Genomic DNA, 19,750 nt, shown 5'->3' with positions numbered 1-19,750 from the left:
ACCACCCATGCCGCATTTCAACCCGCTCGTCGAAAAGCTCTCGCCGCCGCCCGTGCCTTCGGTGCTGGCCTGGGCGAAATCCTACGACGGCTCCCGTGGCCCGCTGATCGACCTGTCGCAGGCCGTGCCCGGCTATCCCGCCCATCCGGACATGCTGGCCTGGCTCGGTGAGGCAGCAGCCTCAACCGCCTATACCGGATACGGCGCGATCGAGGGCGAAGCGGTGCTGCGCGACGCCTATGCGGCCCATGTCGCCGGGCTCTATGGTGCTTCGGTCACGGCCGACAACATCCACATTACCTCGGGCTGCAACCAGGCCTTCATCTGCGCGGCGATGGCGATCGCAGGCGCGGGCGACACGATCCTGATGACCAACCCCTATTACTTCAACCAGGAAACGACGCTGTCGATGCTCGGCATCAATGTCGAGCTCGCGCCCTGCGACGCCGGTGCCGGCTTCCTGCCGGAGGTCGATGCAATTGCCGCGGCGCTTCACCCCGGCATTCGCGCGCTGGCGCTCGTTTCGCCCAACAACCCGACCGGCGCTGTCTATCCGCCGGAGCTGCTCGCCCGCATCCACGAAGCCTGCCGCGCCAAGGGCGTCTGGCTGATCCTTGACGAAACCTATCGCGACTTCCTGCCCGACGCGTCCGCGGCACCGCACGGCCTTCTGGCAACGGAGGGATGGCAGGACAGCTTCATCGGCCTCTACAGCTTCTCCAAATCCTTCTGCATTCCGGGCCATCGTCTGGGCGCGATCACCGCCGGCCCCAAGGTCATCGAGCAGGTGACGAAGATCATGGACAATCTGCAGATCTGCGCGCCGCGTTCCGCCCAGGCGGCCGTCGCCAAGGCCATTCCCGCGCTTGTCGAGTGGCGTCAGGCCAACCGCGCTGAGATCGCCGCCCGCGCCGATGCGCTGCGCGATGTGATGAGCCGCCTGCCGAAGTGGAAGCTGCAGGCCGTCGGCGCCTATTTCGCCTATGTCCGCCACCCCTTCCCCGACATCGACTCGCAGTTCATCGCCGAGAAACTGGCAAAGCTCGCCGGCGTCGTCTGCCTGCCGGGCGACTATTTCGGCGAGGGCCAGGAAAACTACCTGCGCTTCGCCTTTGCAAACGCCGATGCCGATACCATCCGCAAGCTCGAAGAGCGGCTGGCGAACTTCACGCCACCCGGTCTCTGATCGGAACATGATCGCGCGGCGTTATCCGCGCCGCGCGATCAGGATGCCGACAAGGACGATCGCCCCGCCGATCGCCTGCATCATGCCAACAGGCTCGGCAAGCAGGATCCAGGCGAGGATTGCCGCCACGACCGGCTGCAACAGCAGGGTGAGCGACGAGAAGGCGGGCGGCAGATAGGCGAGCGCATAGGTGATCGCCACCTGCCCGCCGGCATGGCTGACGAAGGCTAGCCCGAAAAGCATCGCCCAACCGAACGCCGTCGGCGGTAACAGCGTCGGCTCGAACAGGACAGCCATCGGCAGCATGCAGATTGCAGCCGAAGCCGTGCTCCAGATCATGATGCGTACGGTGCTGAAGAGACTGCGCAGCTGCCCGATCGCCAGGATGTAGCCCGCATAAAACATCGCCGCGACGACGGCGACGCCATCGCCGAGCAGATTGCCATCACCCAGCGCCATTGGGCCGCCCTTGAGGGTGATCACACCGACCACAGCCGTCACCAGGCCGACGGCAAAGACAACGCTGATCCGCGCCCTGAACAAGAGCCAACTGGCAAGTGTCACGAAGACTGGCGCGAGATTGGCCAGCAACGTCGCATTGGCAACCGATGTCCTGGTCAGCGCATAGTGCCAGGCACCGAGATCGATCGCCAGGAACACGCCGGGCAGGATCAGAAGCGAATATTCCGAGAGCTTTTCCGGTCGCCGCCCGCCGGCGCCCTCCGGGCGGAACCAGGTCCAGGCGAGAAGCGGGATCAAGGCCAGCGCCACGCGCCAGAAGGCAGTCGCCATCGGCCCCACTTCCGACAGCCGCACGAAGATCGGCGAGCCACCGATCGCAGCGCCGCCGATGAGGAGCGCGGCCATGGCAACGCGGTTATGGGATTGGGAAGCTTGGGTCACGGGAGGCATCCGGAAAGGCGCGGTCTGAGGCGGGAAGCCGACGAGCTACCAGATGCGGGCGGCCGGTGACAGCCCTGTCAGCGCCGAAGCCTGAAAGAAAAACGGCCGCCGTAGATTGCGACGGCCGTCGTTCAAACTGTGTGGCGCTGTTTTCAGGCAGCGTCGGGAACGTGGACAGTCTTCACTTCGAGGAAGTCCTCGAGACCGAAGATGCCACCTTCACGACCGTTGCCCGACTGCTTGTAGCCTCCAAACGGGCTGCCATAGCGGTGCGGCCCGCCATTGATGTGCACCATGCCGGCGCGAAGACGCGCGGCAACGCGCTCGGCCCGCTCCGGGTTGCCAGTCTGGACATAGGCAGCAAGGCCGTAATTGGTGTCGTTGGCAACGGCGATCGCTTCCTCCTCGGTGTCGAAGGGGATGATCGCAAGCACCGGACCGAACACCTCCTCGCGGGCGATGCGCATGTCGTTGTTGACGTCGGCAAAGATCGTCGGCTTGACGAAGTAGCCGGTCTCGAAGCCCTCCGGCTTGCCAGCGCCACCGACGAGCAGCCGCGCGCCTTCGGCAATGCCGGCCTCGATCAGCGCCTGCACGCGGCCGAACTGGACATGGCTGACGAGCGGACCGATATGGCTGCCTTCCTGCGTCGGGTCACCCACCTTCGCCTCGCGGCCGACGCGCTTGGCGATCTCGACCACCTGGTCGTAAACGCTGCGCTCCACCAGCATGCGGGTCGGCGCGTCGCAGGACTGGCCGGAATTGTTGAAGCATTCGAGCACGCTGCCGGTAACGCGATCTTCTAGATCGGCGTCGGCAAAGACGATGTTCGGCGACTTGCCGCCGAGTTCCAGCGTCACGCGCTTGACGGTCTCGGCCGCGTCCTTGCTGACGGCGATGCCGGCGCGGGTCGAGCCGGTAAACGACATCATGTCGATATCAGGATGCTTCGAAAGTGCTGCACCGGCGTTGATGCCGTCGCCGTTGACGAGGTTAAAGACACCGGCCGGGAAGCCTGCCTCATGCACCATTTCGGCGTAAAGCATGGCGTTGAGCGGCGTGAATTCGCTCGGCTTCAGGATGCAGGTCGAGCCGGTCGCAAGCGCCGGCACCACCTTCAGGGCGATCTGGTTGATCGGCCAGTTCCAGGGTGTGATCAGGCCGCATACACCGATCGGCTCGCGCAGGATCACGTCGCCGTTCGGCAACCTGTCGCGGCTCTTCAGCCGCTTCAGCGCGTCGATGAAGCCTTGCAGGTGACCGACGCCGACATCCGCCTGCTGTTCGCGGGTCATGGTTTTCGGCGCGCCGAGCTCCATGGTGATGGTGTCGACCATCTCGTCGTAGCGGCGCTTGTAGACGGCAAGCAGCTTTTCGAGCAGCGCCAGGCGCTCCTCGACGCTGGTCTGGCTGTAGGTGGCAAAGGCCGTCTTGGCGGCGGCAACCGCCCGCTCGATGTCCGCGGCCGTACCCATCGAGATCACGGCAACAGGCTTTTCCGTCGCCGGGTTCAGGACCTCGAGGTCGTTTGCGGCAATGGGGTCGACCCAGGCACCGTTGATGTAGAACTTGCGTTTGTCGAGCATTCGCTCCTCCTTCCCGTCAGTTTGTCTTTTGTTTTTCCGCGAGCCAGTCTCGGATCAGCGTTCGGTAGCGCTCGCCTGAAAAGCTCGGAAAATGTCCGCCGTGAACGATACGCGCGGGTATCGTCAGCAGCCGTTCCATCGACGCCAGGTAGTCGTCGGCATTGGAATGATAGGTGTCCTCGATCAGCGGCCCGTCGTAGAGGATGTCGCCCGAGAACATGATACCGGTCTTCGCCTCATAGAGTGCGATGCCGCCGGGCGAATGGCCGGGCGTGTGGATCACCTCGAAGACCCGGTCACCGAGATCGATATGGTCGCCGTCTTCGAGCAGCCGTGTCGCCGGCGCCGCCTTCACCGCGTAGGTGGTCGAGAGATAGGGCTCGGGTGGCAGCGCATCGAAGATCTCGTCGGCCACATAGGGGTCGGCGAGCGTGTTCTTGCGGGTGGGATGCGCCAGAAGATCGGCTTCAGCGGAGTGCACACAACGGCAGTCGAACTCGTGATGGCAGCCGATATGGTCGAAATGGGTGTGGCTGGCGACGGCATCCAAGGCGCGCTCGGTGACGAGCGGCACCCATTGCCGGAGCGACACGACGCCCATGCCACTATCGACGAGCATGTCACGGTCGCGGCCGCGCACATGCCAGATGTTGCAGCGATAGAATTCCTGGATGTAGGGCTCGTCGATGGCGGTGACGTCGTCGTCGAGCCGCCTGACGCGATACCAGTCCCTGGGGGCAATTCTCTGCATGGTGCTACGCATGTCCGCCTGACGCGGGCAAGGCTACGACGTCGCTGGCGCGCACCGCAAGTGGCACGATCTCGCCTTCGCGCACGCTTGCCGATTGCGGCAGATGCGCCACCAGCGCCCTGGTGTCCGTGGCGCAAGGCTGCAGGTGGCAACGATAGTGGGTGCCGAAGAAGGCGCTGCCGGCGACGCGCGCCTCGCCAAGCGCCACCGTCGGCCCTCCCGCCTTGTCGTCGGCGCGGAAATGTTCCGGCCGGATGGTCAGCGTGATGCGATCGCCGGCTTTTGGCGCGGATGCGGTAAAGTTCTTCGCCGGCAATGCCAGGCTGCCGAGCGGTGTTTCAACATGAGCGGAGCTTGCGTCAGCCGCCGCGACACGGCCGGAGACGAAATTGACCTCACCCATGAAACCCGCCGAAAACAGCGAGCGCGGCCGCATGTAGATCTCAGACGGCGGGCCGAAATCCTCGATCCTCCCCTGGTTCATCACCACGATGCGGTCGGCGATCGCCATCGCCTCTTCCTGGTCGTGGGTCACATGCACGAAGGTGGTGCCGACCCGCTTCTGGATCGCCTTCAACTCGTCCTGCATCTGACGGCGGAGCTTGAGATCGAGCGCACCGAGCGGTTCGTCGAGCAGAAGCACGTCCGGATCGACGGCCAGCGCCCGAGCGAGCGCCACGCGCTGGCGCTGGCCACCTGAGAGCTCATGAGGCCGCTTGCCGGCAGACGCTTTCAGACCCACGAGATCCAGAAAACCGAGCGCCTTTTCGTCGCGCTCTGCCTTGGCAAGGCCCCGCATCCGGAGCCCGAAGCCAACATTGTCGACGAGGCGCATGTGCGGAAACAGCGCATAGTCCTGAAACATCGTCGTCGTCGGGCGCTTGGCCGGCGCCACATAGGTCATGTCCTGACCGGCGATCGTCACGCGGCCGGTACTCGGCGACTGAAAGCCGCCGAGAATGGAGAGCAGCGTGGTCTTGCCGCAGCCCGACGGCCCGAGCAACACGATGAACTCGCCGGCCCGGATGTCGAGGGAGACATTGTCCAGCGCGGTGAAAGCGCCGAAAATCTTGCTGACGTTTTCGATCGAGACGGAAGCGGTCATTGTTTTTTCGTCCTTCCGAACAGGGAAAGCTCAAGGATGAGGAGCACGGCCACCGAAGCGAGAAACACCAGCGAACCGATGGCATTGTTCTTGGGGTTAAGGCCGGAGCGCAGCAGGCTCCAGATCTCCACCGGCAGCGTCACGTCGAAGCGCGACAGCAAAAAGGCGATGATGAACTCGTCCCAGCTGAAGGTGACCGAGAGGAAGAAGGCAGCGAGGATCGACGGCATCAGCATCGGCGCCGTTACCAGCGCCATCACCTTGAAATCGTTCGCGCCGAGGTCACGCGCCGCACGCTCGATGTTGATGTGGTGATCACCCATCGAGGCATAGATGATGGCAAAGCAGAGCGGCAGGTTGATCACCACATGACCGATGCCGACGGTCATCAGCGACAGCGGGATATGCAGCGCGTTCATCAGCGACAAAAGGCCGAGCGCGATGATCAGGTAGCTGACCGTCATCGGCGCGATCAGCAGGCCGCGCTGCAGCGCCGAACCCGGCAGCTTGTATCGCGCCAGCGCGTAAGCCGCGAGAAAGCCGAGCAGCACGGAGATGGTGGAGGAGACGAGCGCGACGACCATCGAGTTGCCAAGCGCTGCCATCAGCTTCCGGTCGGCGAACACCGCCTCGTACCATTGTAGCGAAAAGCCGTTGAACGGCGGCACAGGCAGGCGGCCGTCCTGGAACGAGAACAGCACTAGCACGGCAACCGGCAGGAAAATGAAGGCGTAGACGAGGACGAGATAGGTCCAGGAGAGCACGCTTGCAAAGATCTGGCGCAGCATCGTCAGGCCCTCTCGATCTTCAGCCAGCGGGCGCAGGCGAGATAGGCGACGGTGACGGCCAGCATCAGCACGATCGACAGCGCCGCCGCCATCGGGAAATCCGCCCGACGTCCGAGCTGCAGCATGATGATCTGCGGCAGCACCAGCTCATTGTTGCCGCCGAGGATCTGCGGCGTGACGTAGTCACCGATGCAGAGCACGAAGGTGAGGAAGGCGCCGGTCATGATGCCGGGCAGCGTCAAGGGCAGCACCACATGCCAGAAGGTCTGGAAGGCGTTGGCGCCGAGGTCGGCAGCCGCACGTCGGTAGTTGGGCGACAGCTGGATGAGGTTGGAATAGATCGTCAGCGTCAGGAGCATCACGAAGAAATGCACGAAGCCGATCACCGTCGCCGTGCGGGTGCTGGCGAGTTCCAGCGGCTCGGAGATCAGGCCGATGGTCATGAACATCTGGTTGATCACGCCGTTCTTCGACAAGACCAGCAGCCAGGAATAGGAGCGCACCACGTAGGAGGTCCAGAACGGCAGGATCGCCAGGATGAGCGCCATGCGCTGCAGCCGCTTCGGCACGCGCTCGGCGATGATCCAGGCCAGCGGATAGGCAAGCAACACCGAGATAACCGTGACGATGACGGTGATCTCAAGCGAGTTGACGAGCCCTCGGAACAGCGCGTTCTCGGAGAAGAAGCGGATGTAGTTGTCGAAGTTCCAGGCATGGACGATGTCCCGCCCCTCGCGCTTCCAGAGGCTCATCGCCGCCATGAAGGCGAAGGGCACGACGAAGAAGGCGACGGTCCACAGAAGCGCTGGAGCAACGAAGCCCCAGGCCTTGCGGCGGTCGGCGTCTTCAAGCGCTGTCGCTGATGTCAAAGCGGTGTCTGCCATTACCGTCCCAGATCAAAGGATTTCGGGCGAGCAAAGAAAAAGGGCGAGCGCGACACGACGCGCCCGCTGCTGTCGTTACTGCTGCAGCATCTCCGTCCAGGCATCCTGGAACTTCTGGTCGAGTTCGGCCGAGGGGATCGGATAGAGCTGCGTCTTCTTCAGGTATTCGGCCTGCTGGTCGAAGCGAAGTGCTGCCTTCTGCTTGTCGGTCAGATGCTCGCCCGCCTTGGCATTGGCCGGCATCGCCCAGTAGCAGGAGGAGGTTGCAAGCCGCGCCTGGCCCTCGGGGCTGACGATGTACTGAACGAACTTCAGCGCCAGATCCTGCTTGGTCGAATCCTTCATCACGCCGATCGATTGCGCCCAGCGCACCGCACCCTGCTCGGGGATGGTCCAGTCGAGGCTCGGCTTATCGGCCGAGAGAACCGCGGTGATCCATTCGCCGCCGCCGACGAGGATGTCGACTTCGCCGGTCGCCAGCGCCGTCTGCGAGGAGACGACGTCGCTCACCTGCTTGGAAACCGCGCGCATCGCTGCGAGCTTTTCCTTGATCGCCGGCATGTCCGCGTCGCTCAGATCGGCAGTCTTCTTGCCGAGGCCAAGCCCGACGAGACCGATCATCGGCAGGTAGTAGTCGTAGAGCGCGATGCGGCCCTTGTACTTGTCCGACCAGATGATCGACAGGTCCTGCATGTCCTGCGGGTCGACCTTGGTCTTGTCGTAGGAAATCGTGTTGTAGCCGAACTTCTCGGTGACGGCGTAGGTCTTGCCGTCCTTCATGTTGTTCGCCTCCATACGCACTTCCGGGAAGATATCCGCGGTCGGCAGCGCATCGGCCGGCATTTCGGCGAGTAGGTCGAGATCGATGGCGCGATGCACATCGACACCGTCGATCACGAGCACGTCCCAGTCACCCGGCTGCGACTGGTCGAGGATCGAGAGCCCTGCCCCGGTGCCCTCATAGACCTTGACGTTGACCTTGACGTCGTTGGCCTTCTCGAACGGCTCCAGAAGCGCCGGATCGGTGTGGTCGCACCAGACGAGCGCATTGAGCTCTTCCTGGGCAAAGACCGGCGCGGGGGCTGCGACTGTCGACAGAGCGGCGATCGCGATTGCGGCCGTGGAGGAGAAAAAACGGCGCAGGCGCGCACCGTCATGAACTGACTGAATCATGCTGTTGCCCTCTTGTTTTGACGCTCGTTTCGGCGTCTTCAAAAAAAGATTGAATGAATTCATTTTTTAAGTCAATCTCAATTTTGAACCAATTCATAATTCGAGGGAACACTGGAATGACAGGGCTGCGCGCACGGCAAAAGGCGGATCGCAACAGGCGAATTCTCGACGCCGCCGCCGTGCTTTTTCGCGAAGTCGGCTATGACAGCGCGCGCATCGAGGACATTGCCGAGCGTGCCGAAATCTCGGTCGGAACCTTCTACAACTACTATGAAAACAAGGGTGACATCCTGCTTGCGACCGTGTCGATGGAAGTCGAGGAAGTGCTCGCCGGCGGCGGATCGATCGTCGACAACCCGCCCGCCTCCGTCATGGGCGCACTCGATGCGCTGATCGGCGAATACTACGACCACTCGCTCTACTATCTCAGCAAGGAGATGTGGCGCACCGCCATGGCGATCGCCATCCAGCAGCCGGAAAGCCCGTTCAGCAAGCGCTATACCGAGCTTGACCGTCGGCTGTGCGAGCAGGTTTCGACGCTGATCCGCAAGCTGCAGGCCAAGGGCGTCGTCGCAATCGATATCGACGCCGAGGCGGTCGGCGAGATGTTCTTCAACAATCTCAACATGATGTTCACCGAGTTTGCCAAGCGGGAGCCGATGACGCTCGACGACCTCAAGGCGCGCGTCTCGCGCCAGAACCGCCCGCTGGCGACGCTGATCGCAGTGCGCTGACCATCACAAAAACCACCGGAGCAATCTGCTTCCGGATAAAGAGGGAACCCCATGAACGATCTCGAGCAGTCGGTGCTTCAGGCCGCCGACCGGCTGGTTGCCGCCTTCGCCCGCCACGACAGGACCGCCTATTTCTCGGCCTTTGCGCCGGAAGCGACCTTCATCTTCCACACGCTCGACCGGCCCCTGAAAAGCCGTGCCGAATACGAGGCAGAATGGTCGCTTTGGGAGGAACGGGACGGGTTTCGGGTGCGCGCCTGTCGGTCGAGCGAACGACATGTTCAGGCGCTGGGTGATGTCGCCGTCTTTACGCACCGCGTCGAGACCGAACTGGAATTCAATGGAGAGCCGGCGACTGCCGACGAGCGGGAAACCATCGTGTTCGGGCGGGCGGCATCGGGAGAATGGCTCGCCGTGCACGAGCATCTGTCACGGCAAAACTGAGACTGGCGTCAGAAGGCGCCGACGACGACGGCGCTGACGAAGGAAAACGCGGCCACGATGGCAATTGCGTGCGGAACCAGATGAACATGTGAGCGGCGTTGCGGTGTCGCCCCGAAAACAGCGTAGCGGGACTGGATCATCGGTTTCGCTGCGTTCATCGCGTCTCTCCGTTCCTGCGCGGGCCACGGCCCATCGACTGTCTTGTTCTCCTATATTCTCCATTGAGTTTGTAGATATTAAATTCCGCAAATCGCATAAATCGTAAAAAATCGGTTCGCCGCGATCGCCCTCGTCAATGGCGGTTGCGGTCGCGGTCCTGAAGATGTTTCGACCAGGTTTCGCTGAACCATGGGGTGAGCAGCGACACGTCGGAGGCACGGTGCGAACCCTTGAGCGCGCTGTCCGTTTCGACGCAGGTCCAGACGGTGAAAGCGGTCAGCTCGTGTTTGCCGAAGGTCTGGATCAGCGGAATGTCGGCGGCGTCGCGGCCACGGGCGACCGCGATGCGCCCTGCCCGCCGCTGGTTGTTCTTGGCGTCGAAGGTATGCCAGCGATCACCGAGATAGACCTCGAACCAGGCATTGAAATCCATCGGCGCAGGATGGTCGCTCTGCGGCAGGTCTGCCATGTAGCCGTTCACGTAGCGCGCCGGCATGTTCATGCAGCGGCAGAGGGTGATCGCCAGATGGGCGTAGTCACGGCTCACACCAACACGATCCTCATGGGTCTCAAGGGCCGTGCGCATCGCCTGGGCATAGCCGTAGCTGAAGACCAGCCGCTCGTGCACGTAATCGCAAATCGCCTGGACGCGCTCCCAGCCGGCCGGCACGTCGCCGAACAAACGCCAGGCAAGCGCGCCAAGCCGGTCCGTTTCGCAGTAGCGGCTGGCTGCCAGATAGGGCAGCGTTGCCGGCGGCAAGGTTTCGACGGGCACCGCCTCGGCCAGGGGATCTGACGCATCGAGCCTGCCGTCGTCTTCTATGACTGCGTCATAGGAAAGCTTGAAATCCCCCTCCGGAGCCGTCATCCGCAGGCAGCCATTGCCATGCGGGTCGGTAATTTCCTCCATCTGAACCAGCGGAGACGGCAATGGCCCGTGCTCGCGGCGAAGCCCCGCTCGTCGCTCCTTCACCACGGAAAGATAGGTCATCATCGGCGTTGGTTGCGGACAGCGAATACCGATCTCATAGCCGAAGCGTACGAACATCTCAGACCTCCAAGTTCGACGGAAAGCAATGCTTTCCGTCTGTCTTGCCCCGCCCGATGACGTGGCACCCCCTTGGTATCCGTAGGCAGGGCCGCGCAGTCGGCCCCATGTCAGCAATTGCTACGCGCCATGCCCTCCCGCGGACAGGCCGATCCCGGAGCCGATAGTAGCGCATCCGGCAGCGAGGCGATATCGCGATCGTCGCGAAAACGCCCCTTGCCGCGTGCGCATTCGCTTAGGCTGCAGTCGCCAGTCTTCAGCCTAAAGACCGACGGCGTCCTTGAACTGGTACCACCAGGAGCCGATCGTCGAATATTGCGCGCGGAACATGCGCCCGCCGGGGAATGGGTACCAGGGCAGTTTCTCGAAGACATCATAGCGCGTCGTGTCGCCGTCGATCGCCTCGGCGAGCGTGCGTCCGAAGAGGTGCGAACCGGTGACGCCGTGGCCGCTGTAGCCATGGGCGAAATAGGTATTGCTGCCGATCCGGCCCATCTGCGGCACGCGAGTGAAGGAGAGCGCGAAATTGCCGCTCCAGGCGTAATCGATCTTCACCCCCTTCAGCTGCGGAAACACCTTTTCGAGGTTGGGCTTGAGCTTGGCGACAACGTCGGCCGGGTCGGTTCCGCCATAGACGGTGCCGCCGCCGAAGATCATGCGCTTGTCGGCCGAGAGCCGGAAATAATCGAGAATGTAGCGCACGTCCTCGACGCACATGTCGCTCGGGATGAGCGAATGGGCGAGTTCTTCGCCAAGCGGCGCCGTGGTGATCATCTGGGTCGAGACCGGCATGACGCGCGAGACGAGCTTCGGCACCGCATCGCCGAGATAGGCATTGCCGCAGAGCACGACGATACGCGCCTCGACTTCGCCGCCTTCGGTATAGACCGTCGGCCGCGCCGCCTCGTGGTCGACCCGGGTCACCGGCGACTGTTCATAGATCGTGCCTCCGATGCTTTCGAAGGCGCGCGCCTCGCCGAGCACGAGATTGAGCGGATGCATGTGGCCGCCGGTCGTATCCAGCATGCCGCCGCAATAGGCGTCCGACGTGACGAGCTTGCTGAGCGCCTCACGGTCGAGAAGCTGGTGATCATCCATGCCGTATTTGCGCCAGAGCGCCTGCTTGGCTTCGAGCTCCTTCATGTGCGCCGGCGTATAGGCGGCGTAGATGTTGCCCGGCTTCAGGTCGCATTCGATCTGGTACTGGCTGACGAGACGACGGATGATCTTGCCGCCCTCCTGCACCAACCCGCCGATGAAGCGCGCCGCATCGTCGCCATAGCGGCGCTGGATGGTGGCAAGACTGGCATTGAGGCCGTTGACCACCTGGCCGCCATTGCGGCCCGAAGCACCCCAGCCGACCTGAGCCCCCTCGATGACGACGACCTTGTAGCCCTTTTCCGCCAGGTGGATCGCCGTCGACAGACCGGAATAGCCGGCGCCGACGACGCAGACGTCGGTCTCGACGCGACCCTGCAGCCGGACCGGCGTGCGGATGATGTTGCGGGAGGCGGCATAAAAGCTGGTCGGGTAGCTGCCGTCGCCGGCATAGGATTTCTGCTTGTTGAGCATCAGACGATTTCCAGATAGGCGCTGAATTCGTAGTCCGTGACCTGCTCGGCAAAGCCCGCGATCTCCTGTCGTTTGCAGGCGATCAGCATCGAGCGCAGCACGGGATCGAAGATTTCGGCGGCAATCGGTCCTGCCTCGAAGCTATCGACCGCCTGCCCCCATTCGGAGGGAATTTTGGGCAATTTCTCCGTTGCATAGGCACGCCCTGAAACCGGCGCCGGCGGCTTCCACTTGTTGCGGATGCCGACCAAGGCGGCACCGAGGATCGCGGCGATGACGAGATAGGGATTGGCATCCGCGCCGGCGACACGATGTTCGATGCGGCGAGCGTAGGGATTGCCGCCGGGAATGCGGATCGCCGAGGTGCGGTTCTCATACCCCCAGCACACGGCCGTCGGCGCATGCGTGTCGGGCCGCAGCCGCCGGTAGGAATTGAAATGCGGGGCAAAGAGCAGCGTCGTCTCGGCCATGCCGCGCAAGAGACCGGCAACGGCATTCTTGAGGATCGGAGACCCCTCGTCACTTCCGTCGTTGAAGACGTTGTTGCCCTCCTCGTCGAGCAGGCTGAAATGGACATGCATGCCATTGCCCGAGCGGGTGCCATAGGGCTTGGCCATGAAGGTCGCAGCAAGACCATGCTTGCGCGCCACGCCCTTGACGATGCGCTTGAAGAAGATCGCGTCGTCGGCCGCCTTCAGCGGGTCATCCGTGTGAAGCAGGTTGATCTCGAACTGGCCGATGCCATTTTCGGCGATCGCCGCATCCGCCGGCACGTTCTGCCGGGCGCATTCCTTGTAGACGTCGGAGAAGAACTCGCCGAAGTCGTCGAGCTCGTCGATCGACAGGATCGCATCGGAATCGAGACGCTTGCCGGTATAGGGCGAGATCGGCGGCACCGCGCTGTCGGGCTCAGGATCGATCAGGTAAAACTCCAGTTCGGTCGCGACGACGGGGCGAAGGCCGAGCTCCTTGTATTCCCGCACGACCGCCGCCAGGGCCTGGCGCGGATCGGCAAGAAACGGCTTGCCGTCCTCGAGCTGCAGCCACAGCGGCACAAGCGCGCTCGGCCGCGAGGTCCAGTTGACCGGCAGCGCGCCGCGGCCGGTGACGCCGCAAATACCGTCCCGGTCGCCGCTCGCAAACACCTGCTCGCTGTTGATGATGTCCTCGCCCCACACGTCGACGCCGACGATCGAGAGCGGCATGCGGATGCCGCCGCCGAGAACCTTGCCCGCCTGCTCCACCGGCACGCGTTTGCCCCGCATGATGCCGTTGAGGTCGCAGACGACCGCCTGGATGCTTTCGATCGGCCCGTTCTGCTCGAGCCATGCCTTGAATGCGCTGGGATCTTCCGCGTCGAGCGACATATCGCAAATCTCTTTTTGTGATCACATTTTCAGAAAGTTGACATAATTCAGGAATTGGAGTCAAGCAGCGGCAGTGCTATCAGGCATTTGACGTAGAGCGGGGCGCGCAAAAGTGTATGCAGGCGTTTGCCAAACGCCGCTCTCGCTGATGAGAAAACCATCGCAATTCGGGCAAAAGGACATGCGCACTTGAAACCCCTTGTCTTACCGCCGCTGGTGCGCCCCGATGGCATGACGACGCACGACTATGCCTTTCATCGGCTGCGCCAGGCGATCATGGTCGGCGCGTTCCGACCCGGCACTTCCGTCACGATCCGCGGCCTGGCCGAGGCGCTTGAAAGCAGCCCCACTCCGGTGCGCGAGGCCTTGCGACAACTCACTTCGATCGGCGCGCTGCAGTTCCTCGAAAACCGCCGCATCGTCGTGCCGCACATCACCCCTGCCCGGTTCGAGGAACTGATCTCGTTGCGCATCGCGCTCGAAAGCCATGCCGCACGCCGGGCCGTCGCCCATCTCTCCGAACGCCAGATCGAGAAGATCATGGCGATCGACGACAGCATCGAGACGGAGATCCGTCGGGGTGACAAGGTGGCGGCGCTGATCGCCAACCAGGCGTTTCACCGGATGATCTACACGGCCAATCCCGACGCGGTCGCCATGCCGCTGATCGAGAGTGTCTGGCTGCAGCTCGGCCCGATCCTCGGGATCGCCATGGAACACGTGACCGAACTCTACGTCGTCGATCGCCACCGCGAGGCGATCGAGGCGCTGAGGCGCCGCGACGAGGATGCCGTTGCCGACGCGATCGCCGCCGATATCCGGGAAGGCATTGGTGGCTTCGACCAGCAGGCGGTCGCGCGGTTGCTGCGCTTGGCCGCGTGAGATCACTGCCGTCAAAATTTTAGTATTACTAAAATTCCGTATTGACAACGTTCAATCACGGCACCAAAGTCGTGCAAATACAGACGCATAGTGACGGGAAGCGAGCAGTTCCCGGCTTCATGTTCGTGCATTCGAGGGGGAGGAGTCCGCTTGAAGAGCCAAAGGTCCAGGTCCCGCCGCAAGACCGGCGCGGGCCTCAAGCATTCCCCATAGCCGACTTTGCGCCGATCTCCGGCGCTCCTTTCACCCATCACTTCGACCACAGCCGCCTGACCGGTTGGCGGCATCTGATTTTCTCAAGCCAGAATTGGAAACACCATGAAAGAATTCACCAAGAGCCGTTTTGCGGCGCTCCGCCGCGCGATGGCCGAAAGCAATGTCGGCCTCGTCGCGCTGGCCCCGGGATCGCACATGGATTGGCTGATCGGCTACCATCCGCATCCCGACGAACGTCCGTGCCTGCTTCTCATCGGCCCGGAAAAGGAAGCATTCCTGATGCCGGCGCTGAATGCCGAAGGCACGCGCGAGCACACCGATATCGCCTTCCACAACTGGGCCGACGACATTGGCCCGAGCGACGCCCTGACCGCAGCGCTTGCCGATGTCGGCGCCGCAAAGCCCGGCCGCGTCGTGCTCGACGAAACCATGCGCGCAGATTTCGCGCTGCTGCTCATCGATGCGCTGCCCGCCGATACCGCCCGCGAATTCACCCCGGCAACGCTTGGGAGCCTGCGCATGCGCAAGGACAAGAGCGAATACGCACTGCTGAAGATGAACGCCGGCATCGCCGACCGCGCCATGCAGGCGGCGTTTTCCAAGATCCGTCCGGGCATGACGGAGAAGGAACTGGCCGCCGACATCCGCGCGCACTTCGCATCGGAAGGTGCAGCACCCGCCTTCTGGATCGTCGGCGCGGGCGGCAATGGTGCCTTCCCGCATCATTCGGCGGGCGAGCGGGTGATCGAGGAAGGCGACGCCGTCGTCATCGACATCGGCGGCCGCAAACAGGGCTTCCCGAGCGATATTACCCGCATGGCAATCGTCGGCCGCGCGCCCGAAGGCTACGGGCAGATCCACACGATCGTCGAAAGAGCTGTCCAGGCGGCCCTGAAGGCGGCTCGTCCGGGCGTTCTCGCCAAAGAGGTCGATGCTGCCGCCCGTAAAGTGATCTCGGACGCCGGCTACGGCGAGTACTTCGTTCACCGCACCGGCCACGGTATGGGCATCGACGGTCACGAGCCACCCTACATCACCGCGACCTCGGAAACCGTGCTGGAAGAAGGAATGGTCTTCTCCATCGAGCCTGGCATCTATCTGCCCGGTCGCTTCGGCATCCGCCTCGAGGATATCGTCATCCTGCGCGAGGATGGGCCGGAGGTTCTCTCCTCGCTTCCCCGCGACGTTCACGTCGCGAAGGTCTGATCGAAGTTGCGGCGCCCCAGGGCGCCGCTTCTCTTTGCGCTTTTGCCAGCCTTGCGGCTATTGAACCGGCCGCTTGCGCGGCTTCGCCACCTCGCTCCCCTTCTTGCCAGGTTGCTTCTTGTAGACGGGCTGCTGCTGCTCGACCGGCGGCCAGATCCAGTAATAACCATAGGGCTTGCGCTGGATCCCCTCGTAATACTCGCCCTTCCGCGTCCGCATCTGCGCTTCGGCATCCCCCGCAGCCGTCGCCATGACGAAGAATGCGCCGAGCACGGCTGCGACCACGAACTGATATTCCGATTTCATCATCACCAGAGCTCCTTGCCTCCCTTGTCTACGCCTGAGGCGGGCGGGGTCAACCGCTGTGCATCTATCAGTTCTTGCTTGACGACCCCAACCAGCTTGATCATATTGGTGAGATGTCAGACCAATTTGGCCTCTGGGGAGGGAGCCGAATGAATGAACCGGCAAGAGCGGCACTGATGCCCCTGCCCCCGGCCGACCGGGCCCAGCAGGTGATTGCCGCATTGGCTGACTACATCGAACAATCGGGCCTCAAACCCGGCGAGCGCCTGCCGGCCGAGCGCGAACTGATGACGGCGCTGGCTGTCGGCCGCTCGACCATCCGCGAAGTCATCCGCCACTTCCAGGCACTCGGCGTCGTCGAGGCACGCAAGGGCAGCGGTACCTATCTCTTGCGCACGATCTCCGGCGCCACCGTCCATATGCCGCTGACGCTCGACACCGCGCATCTGCGTGACGTGCTGTTGATGACGCTCGAAGTGCGCCGGGGCATCGAGGTCGAGGCTAACATGGTCGCCGCCCGCCGGCGCACCGAAGACGACCTGAAGATCATCGAAATCAAGCTCAACGAGATGGAACGCGTCCATATCGCCAAGGGCACGTCGGGGCCGGAAGACCTCGCCTTTCACCTGGCGATCTACGACGCCACCCACAATCCGCTGTTTCGCCAGCTGCTCGAACAGATGCGCGAGGCCTTCGAGCGCTTCTGGGACCATCCTTTCGATCGAACGGACTTCGCCCGTCGCTCCTTCCCGTTCCACCGCACCCTCTTCAACGCGATCGCCGCTCAGGACCCTGAGACGGCGCGCGAAGAAACGCTGAAAATCCTCGCGATCGTCGAGGAAGACATCAAGGAAATGTCCAAATGACCAACGGCCTCGATCCGTTCGACCACGCCTCGCTGATCGTCGCGCATGACGAGGGCCACGCCTTCGACGCAGTGGTGCCGCCGATCGTGCAGACTTCGCTTTTCACCTTCAAGGACTATGACGACATGGTCGCCTCCTATCGGGGCGAGCGCGTGCGGCCGATCTATACCCGTGGCCTCAACCCGACCGTGCGCATGTTCGAGGAGATGCTGGCGAAACTCGAAGGCGGCGAGGACGCGATCGGCTTTGCGAGCGGCATGTCGGCGATCTCCTCCACGGTGCTCTCCTTCGTCGAGCCGGGCGATCGCATCGTCGCCGTCAACCACGTCTACCCTGATGCCTTCCGGCTCTTCGGCACGCATCTGAAGCGCATGAAGATCGAGGTAACCTATGTCGACGGCCGCGACGAGGAAGCGGTCGCCAAGGCGCTACCCGGCGCCAAGCTCTTCTACATGGAAAGCCCGACGAGCTGGGTGATGGACACCCACGATGTCGCTTCCCTTGCCCGCCTTGCCAAGAACCAGGGCATCATCACCGCGATCGACAACAGCTGGGCAAGCCCGATCTTCCAGCAGCCGATCTCGCTCGGCGTCGATCTCGTCATCCACTCGGCTTCCAAGTATCTCGGCGGTCACTCTGATGTCGTCGCCGGCGTCGTCACCGGATCGAAGGAACTGATCGGCCGCATCCGCTCGGAAGCCTATCCCTATCTCGGTGGCAAGCTCTCGCCCTTCGACGCCTGGCTCCTGATCCGTGGCCTGCGCACCCTGCCGATCCGCATGAAGTCGCACGAACGCTCGGCGCTTGAAGTCGCGCGGCGGCTGCAGGCCCATCCGCTGGTTGAAAAAGTCTGCCATCCCGGCCTCGGCAACACCTTGCCGCCTGGTCTCTCCGGCACATCCGGCCTTTTCTCCTTCATCTTCCGCGAGGGCGTGGACGTCCGGCGCTTCGCCGATCATCTCGAACTCTTCAAGCTCGGCGTTTCCTGGGGAGGACACGAAAGCCTCATCGTGCCGGGCGAAGTCGTGCTGTCGCAGAAAGCCCAGCCGAATTCCGCGGCCGCCTTCGGCATCTCGCCGCGGTCGGTACGGCTGCATGTCGGTCTGGAGGGAACGGAGGCCCTCTGGAGCGATCTCGAAGCGGCGCTCACCGTCGCTTCGACTGACTGACAGGGGCGGGATCAAGGTCCCGCTTCTCCCCACTTTGAAGCAAACCAACGAAGAAAAGAGGGAACATAAAATGAAAAAACTGATCACTGCCACGCTTCTCGCCACCCTGATGGCCGGAAGCGCGCTCGCCGACACCAAGCTGAAACTGGTCGAAGTCATCACCAGCCCGGAGCGCACCGAGACGCTGAAGTCGATCGTCGCCAAGTTCGAGGCCGCCAACCCTGGCACGACGGTCGAGATCATCTCGCTTCCCTGGGGCGAAGCCTTCCAGAAATTCGCGACCATGGTCTCGGCCGGCGAACTGCCTGACGTCATGGAAATGCCCGACACCTGGCTGTCGCTCTATGCCAACAACGGCATGCTCGAAAGCCTCGAGCCCTATCTCGCCAAGTGGGAGCACACGGGCGGGCTAACGGAGCGCGCGCTCGAACTCGGCCGCGACATCAACGATACCGCCTACATGCTGCCCTACGGCTTCTATCTGCGCGCGATGTTCTACAACAAGAAGCTCTTGTCGGAAGCCGGCGTCAGCGAGCCGCCGAAGACGATGGACGATTTCGTCAAGGCATCCGAAGCCGTCTCCAAGCTTCCTGGCAAATCCGGCTACTGCCTGCGCGGCGGCCCGGGCGGCCTCAACGGCTGGGTGATGTTCGGCGCGACGATGGCCGGCAGCAACACGTTCTTCAACGAGGACGGCACCTCGACCATGAACAGCGAAGGCTGGGTCAAGGGTCTGACCTGGGTGATCGACCTCTACAAGAACGGGCTGGCACCGAAGGACAGCGTCAACTGGGGCTTCAACGAAATCGTCGCCGGCTTCTACAGCGGCACCTGCGCCTTCCTCGACCAGGATCCGGATGCGCTGATCGCCATTGCCGAGCGCATGAAATCGGAAGATTTTGGCGTCACTACCATGCCGAAGGGCCCAAGCGGCAAGGCGTTCACCACCATCGGCTTTGCCGGCTGGTCGATGCTGTCTGCAAGCCAGAACAAGGATCTCTCCTGGAAGCTGATCGAAACCCTCGAAGGGCCGGAAGGCAACATCGAGTGGAACAAGCGCACCGGCGCGCTGCCGGTGCACAAGTCGGCCGAGAAGGACCCCTTCTATGCCAGCGCTCAGTTCAAGGGCTGGTTCGACGAACTCGCCGACAAGGACGTCGTCCTGACGGTCATGCCGACCTACCTCGAGGAATTCGCCTTCTTCAAGGATTCGCTCGCCATCAAGACGACCCAGGAAGCGCTGCTCGGCGACATCACGCCGGAACAGCTCGCCAACCAGTGGGCAGACTACCTGACCAAGGCGCAGCAGAAGTTCCTTGCCAGCAAGAAGTAAGCCTTCGGCCGGCGGCTTTCCGCCGCCGGCCGTTTGATCTCGCGCGGAACAAAGTGGGCGCGGTCTCCGCCC

20 protein-coding genes are annotated in these 19,750 nt (G+C 63.0%); 8 read left to right on the top strand and 12 right to left on the bottom strand.

The genetic code is table 11. The features are described from left to right. Positions 1-7 precede the first annotated feature (7 nt). The gene (locus OKW20_RS16020) at positions 8-1,186 is read left to right on the top strand and encodes an aminotransferase (RefSeq protein WP_429116253.1); all 1,179 of its coding nucleotides are present in this window, start codon (positions 8-10) and stop codon (positions 1,184-1,186) included. Positions 1,187-1,207: 21 nt separating this feature from the next. Here OKW20_RS16020 and OKW20_RS16015 read toward each other — a convergent pair whose 3' ends face one another. The 7 genes from OKW20_RS16015 to OKW20_RS15985 all read right to left on the bottom strand — a co-directional run bounded on the left by OKW20_RS16015 (position 1,208) and on the right by OKW20_RS15985 (position 8,376). After that, a complete protein-coding gene (locus OKW20_RS16015) occupies positions 1,208-2,098 on the bottom strand; it encodes a DMT family transporter (RefSeq protein WP_429173553.1) in 891 nt (296 codons plus the stop codon). 143 nt (positions 2,099-2,241) lie between these two features. Continuing rightward, positions 2,242-3,675, bottom strand: a complete 1,434-nt coding sequence (locus OKW20_RS16010; RefSeq protein WP_429173552.1) for an aldehyde dehydrogenase family protein — start codon at positions 3,673-3,675, stop codon at positions 2,242-2,244. 16 nt (positions 3,676-3,691) lie between these two features. Then, positions 3,692-4,426, bottom strand: a complete 735-nt coding sequence (locus tag OKW20_RS16005) for an MBL fold metallo-hydrolase (protein ID WP_429173551.1) — start codon at positions 4,424-4,426, stop codon at positions 3,692-3,694. Between the two features lie 4 nt (positions 4,427-4,430). Further along, on the bottom strand, positions 4,431-5,531 hold the full coding sequence (locus tag OKW20_RS16000) for an ABC transporter ATP-binding protein (RefSeq protein ID WP_429173550.1): 1,101 nt from the start codon (positions 5,529-5,531) through the stop codon (positions 4,431-4,433). Further along, complete coding sequence (locus OKW20_RS15995) at positions 5,528-6,319, bottom strand: ABC transporter permease (protein ID WP_429173548.1); 792 nt, start codon at positions 6,317-6,319, stop codon at positions 5,528-5,530. The genes OKW20_RS16000 and OKW20_RS15995 overlap by 4 nt, the downstream gene beginning before the upstream one ends. 2 nt (positions 6,320-6,321) lie before the next feature. After that, a complete protein-coding gene (locus OKW20_RS15990) occupies positions 6,322-7,203 on the bottom strand; it encodes an ABC transporter permease (protein WP_429173546.1) in 882 nt (293 codons plus the stop codon). A gap of 75 nt (positions 7,204-7,278) precedes the next feature. Then, positions 7,279-8,376, bottom strand: a complete 1,098-nt coding sequence (locus OKW20_RS15985; protein WP_429173544.1) for an ABC transporter substrate-binding protein — start codon at positions 8,374-8,376, stop codon at positions 7,279-7,281. Positions 8,377-8,492: 116 nt separating this feature from the next. On the opposite strand from OKW20_RS15985, the gene OKW20_RS15980 reads away from it, so the two are divergent. Both OKW20_RS15980 and OKW20_RS15975 read left to right on the top strand, forming a co-directional pair. Further along, positions 8,493-9,110 carry a TetR/AcrR family transcriptional regulator gene (locus tag OKW20_RS15980; RefSeq protein ID WP_429173542.1) on the top strand — a complete coding sequence of 206 codons (618 nt, stop codon included), beginning with the start codon at positions 8,493-8,495 and terminating at the stop codon, positions 9,108-9,110. Between the two features lie 51 nt (positions 9,111-9,161). Further along, positions 9,162-9,554: a YybH family protein gene (locus OKW20_RS15975; RefSeq protein WP_043611260.1), complete on the top strand. Its 393-nt coding sequence runs from the start codon at positions 9,162-9,164 to the stop codon at positions 9,552-9,554. Positions 9,555-9,562: 8 nt separating this feature from the next. Here the strand turns inward: OKW20_RS15975 and OKW20_RS15970 are convergent, their stop codons facing one another. The 4 genes from OKW20_RS15970 to OKW20_RS15955 form a co-directional block, all read right to left on the bottom strand. Beyond that, positions 9,563-9,712 (bottom strand): hypothetical protein, encoded by a 150-nt coding sequence (locus OKW20_RS15970; RefSeq protein ID WP_043611259.1) that lies wholly within the window; start codon positions 9,710-9,712, stop codon positions 9,563-9,565. Between the two features lie 134 nt (positions 9,713-9,846). Then, the gene (locus OKW20_RS15965; RefSeq protein WP_429173540.1) at positions 9,847-10,761 is read right to left on the bottom strand and encodes a transglutaminase-like domain-containing protein; all 915 of its coding nucleotides are present in this window, start codon (positions 10,759-10,761) and stop codon (positions 9,847-9,849) included. Positions 10,762-11,022: 261 nt separating this feature from the next. Continuing rightward, positions 11,023-12,336: an NAD(P)/FAD-dependent oxidoreductase gene (locus OKW20_RS15960; protein ID WP_429174494.1), complete on the bottom strand. Its 1,314-nt coding sequence runs from the start codon at positions 12,334-12,336 to the stop codon at positions 11,023-11,025. After that, entirely contained in the window at positions 12,333-13,700 is a 1,368-nt protein-coding gene (locus OKW20_RS15955) for a glutamine synthetase family protein (RefSeq protein ID WP_192447109.1), read from the bottom strand. The genes OKW20_RS15960 and OKW20_RS15955 overlap by 4 nt, the downstream gene beginning before the upstream one ends. A 189-nt stretch (positions 13,701-13,889) precedes the next feature. Between OKW20_RS15955 and OKW20_RS15950 the strand changes: the two genes are divergently transcribed. Then, the gene (locus OKW20_RS15950; RefSeq protein WP_429173538.1) at positions 13,890-14,582 is read left to right on the top strand and encodes a GntR family transcriptional regulator; all 693 of its coding nucleotides are present in this window, start codon (positions 13,890-13,892) and stop codon (positions 14,580-14,582) included. A gap of 318 nt (positions 14,583-14,900) precedes the next feature. Beyond that, positions 14,901-16,004 (top strand): M24 family metallopeptidase, encoded by a 1,104-nt coding sequence (locus OKW20_RS15945; protein WP_429173537.1) that lies wholly within the window; start codon positions 14,901-14,903, stop codon positions 16,002-16,004. A gap of 57 nt (positions 16,005-16,061) precedes the next feature. Here the strand turns inward: OKW20_RS15945 and OKW20_RS15940 are convergent, their stop codons facing one another. Further along, the gene (locus tag OKW20_RS15940; protein ID WP_429173536.1) at positions 16,062-16,313 is read right to left on the bottom strand and encodes a hypothetical protein; all 252 of its coding nucleotides are present in this window, start codon (positions 16,311-16,313) and stop codon (positions 16,062-16,064) included. A gap of 146 nt (positions 16,314-16,459) precedes the next feature. Between OKW20_RS15940 and OKW20_RS15935 the strand changes: the two genes are divergently transcribed. The 3 genes from OKW20_RS15935 to OKW20_RS15925 all read left to right on the top strand — a co-directional run bounded on the left by OKW20_RS15935 (position 16,460) and on the right by OKW20_RS15925 (position 19,678). Next, positions 16,460-17,176: a FadR/GntR family transcriptional regulator gene (locus OKW20_RS15935; protein ID WP_429173533.1), complete on the top strand. Its 717-nt coding sequence runs from the start codon at positions 16,460-16,462 to the stop codon at positions 17,174-17,176. Beyond that, positions 17,173-18,345: a PLP-dependent transferase gene (locus OKW20_RS15930; protein WP_429116275.1), complete on the top strand. Its 1,173-nt coding sequence runs from the start codon at positions 17,173-17,175 to the stop codon at positions 18,343-18,345. The genes OKW20_RS15935 and OKW20_RS15930 overlap by 4 nt, the downstream gene beginning before the upstream one ends. A 70-nt stretch (positions 18,346-18,415) precedes the next feature. Then, positions 18,416-19,678 carry an ABC transporter substrate-binding protein gene (locus OKW20_RS15925; protein ID WP_429173530.1) on the top strand — a complete coding sequence of 421 codons (1,263 nt, stop codon included), beginning with the start codon at positions 18,416-18,418 and terminating at the stop codon, positions 19,676-19,678. The last annotated feature ends 72 nt before the right edge of the window (positions 19,679-19,750 follow it).

The organism is Ensifer sp. LBL, from assembly GCF_050435225.1.
Lineage (GTDB): Bacteria > Pseudomonadota > Alphaproteobacteria > Rhizobiales > Rhizobiaceae > Ensifer.
Note: the sequence above shows the minus strand (reverse complement) of the source record. Positions and strands in the feature narration are given on the sequence as shown.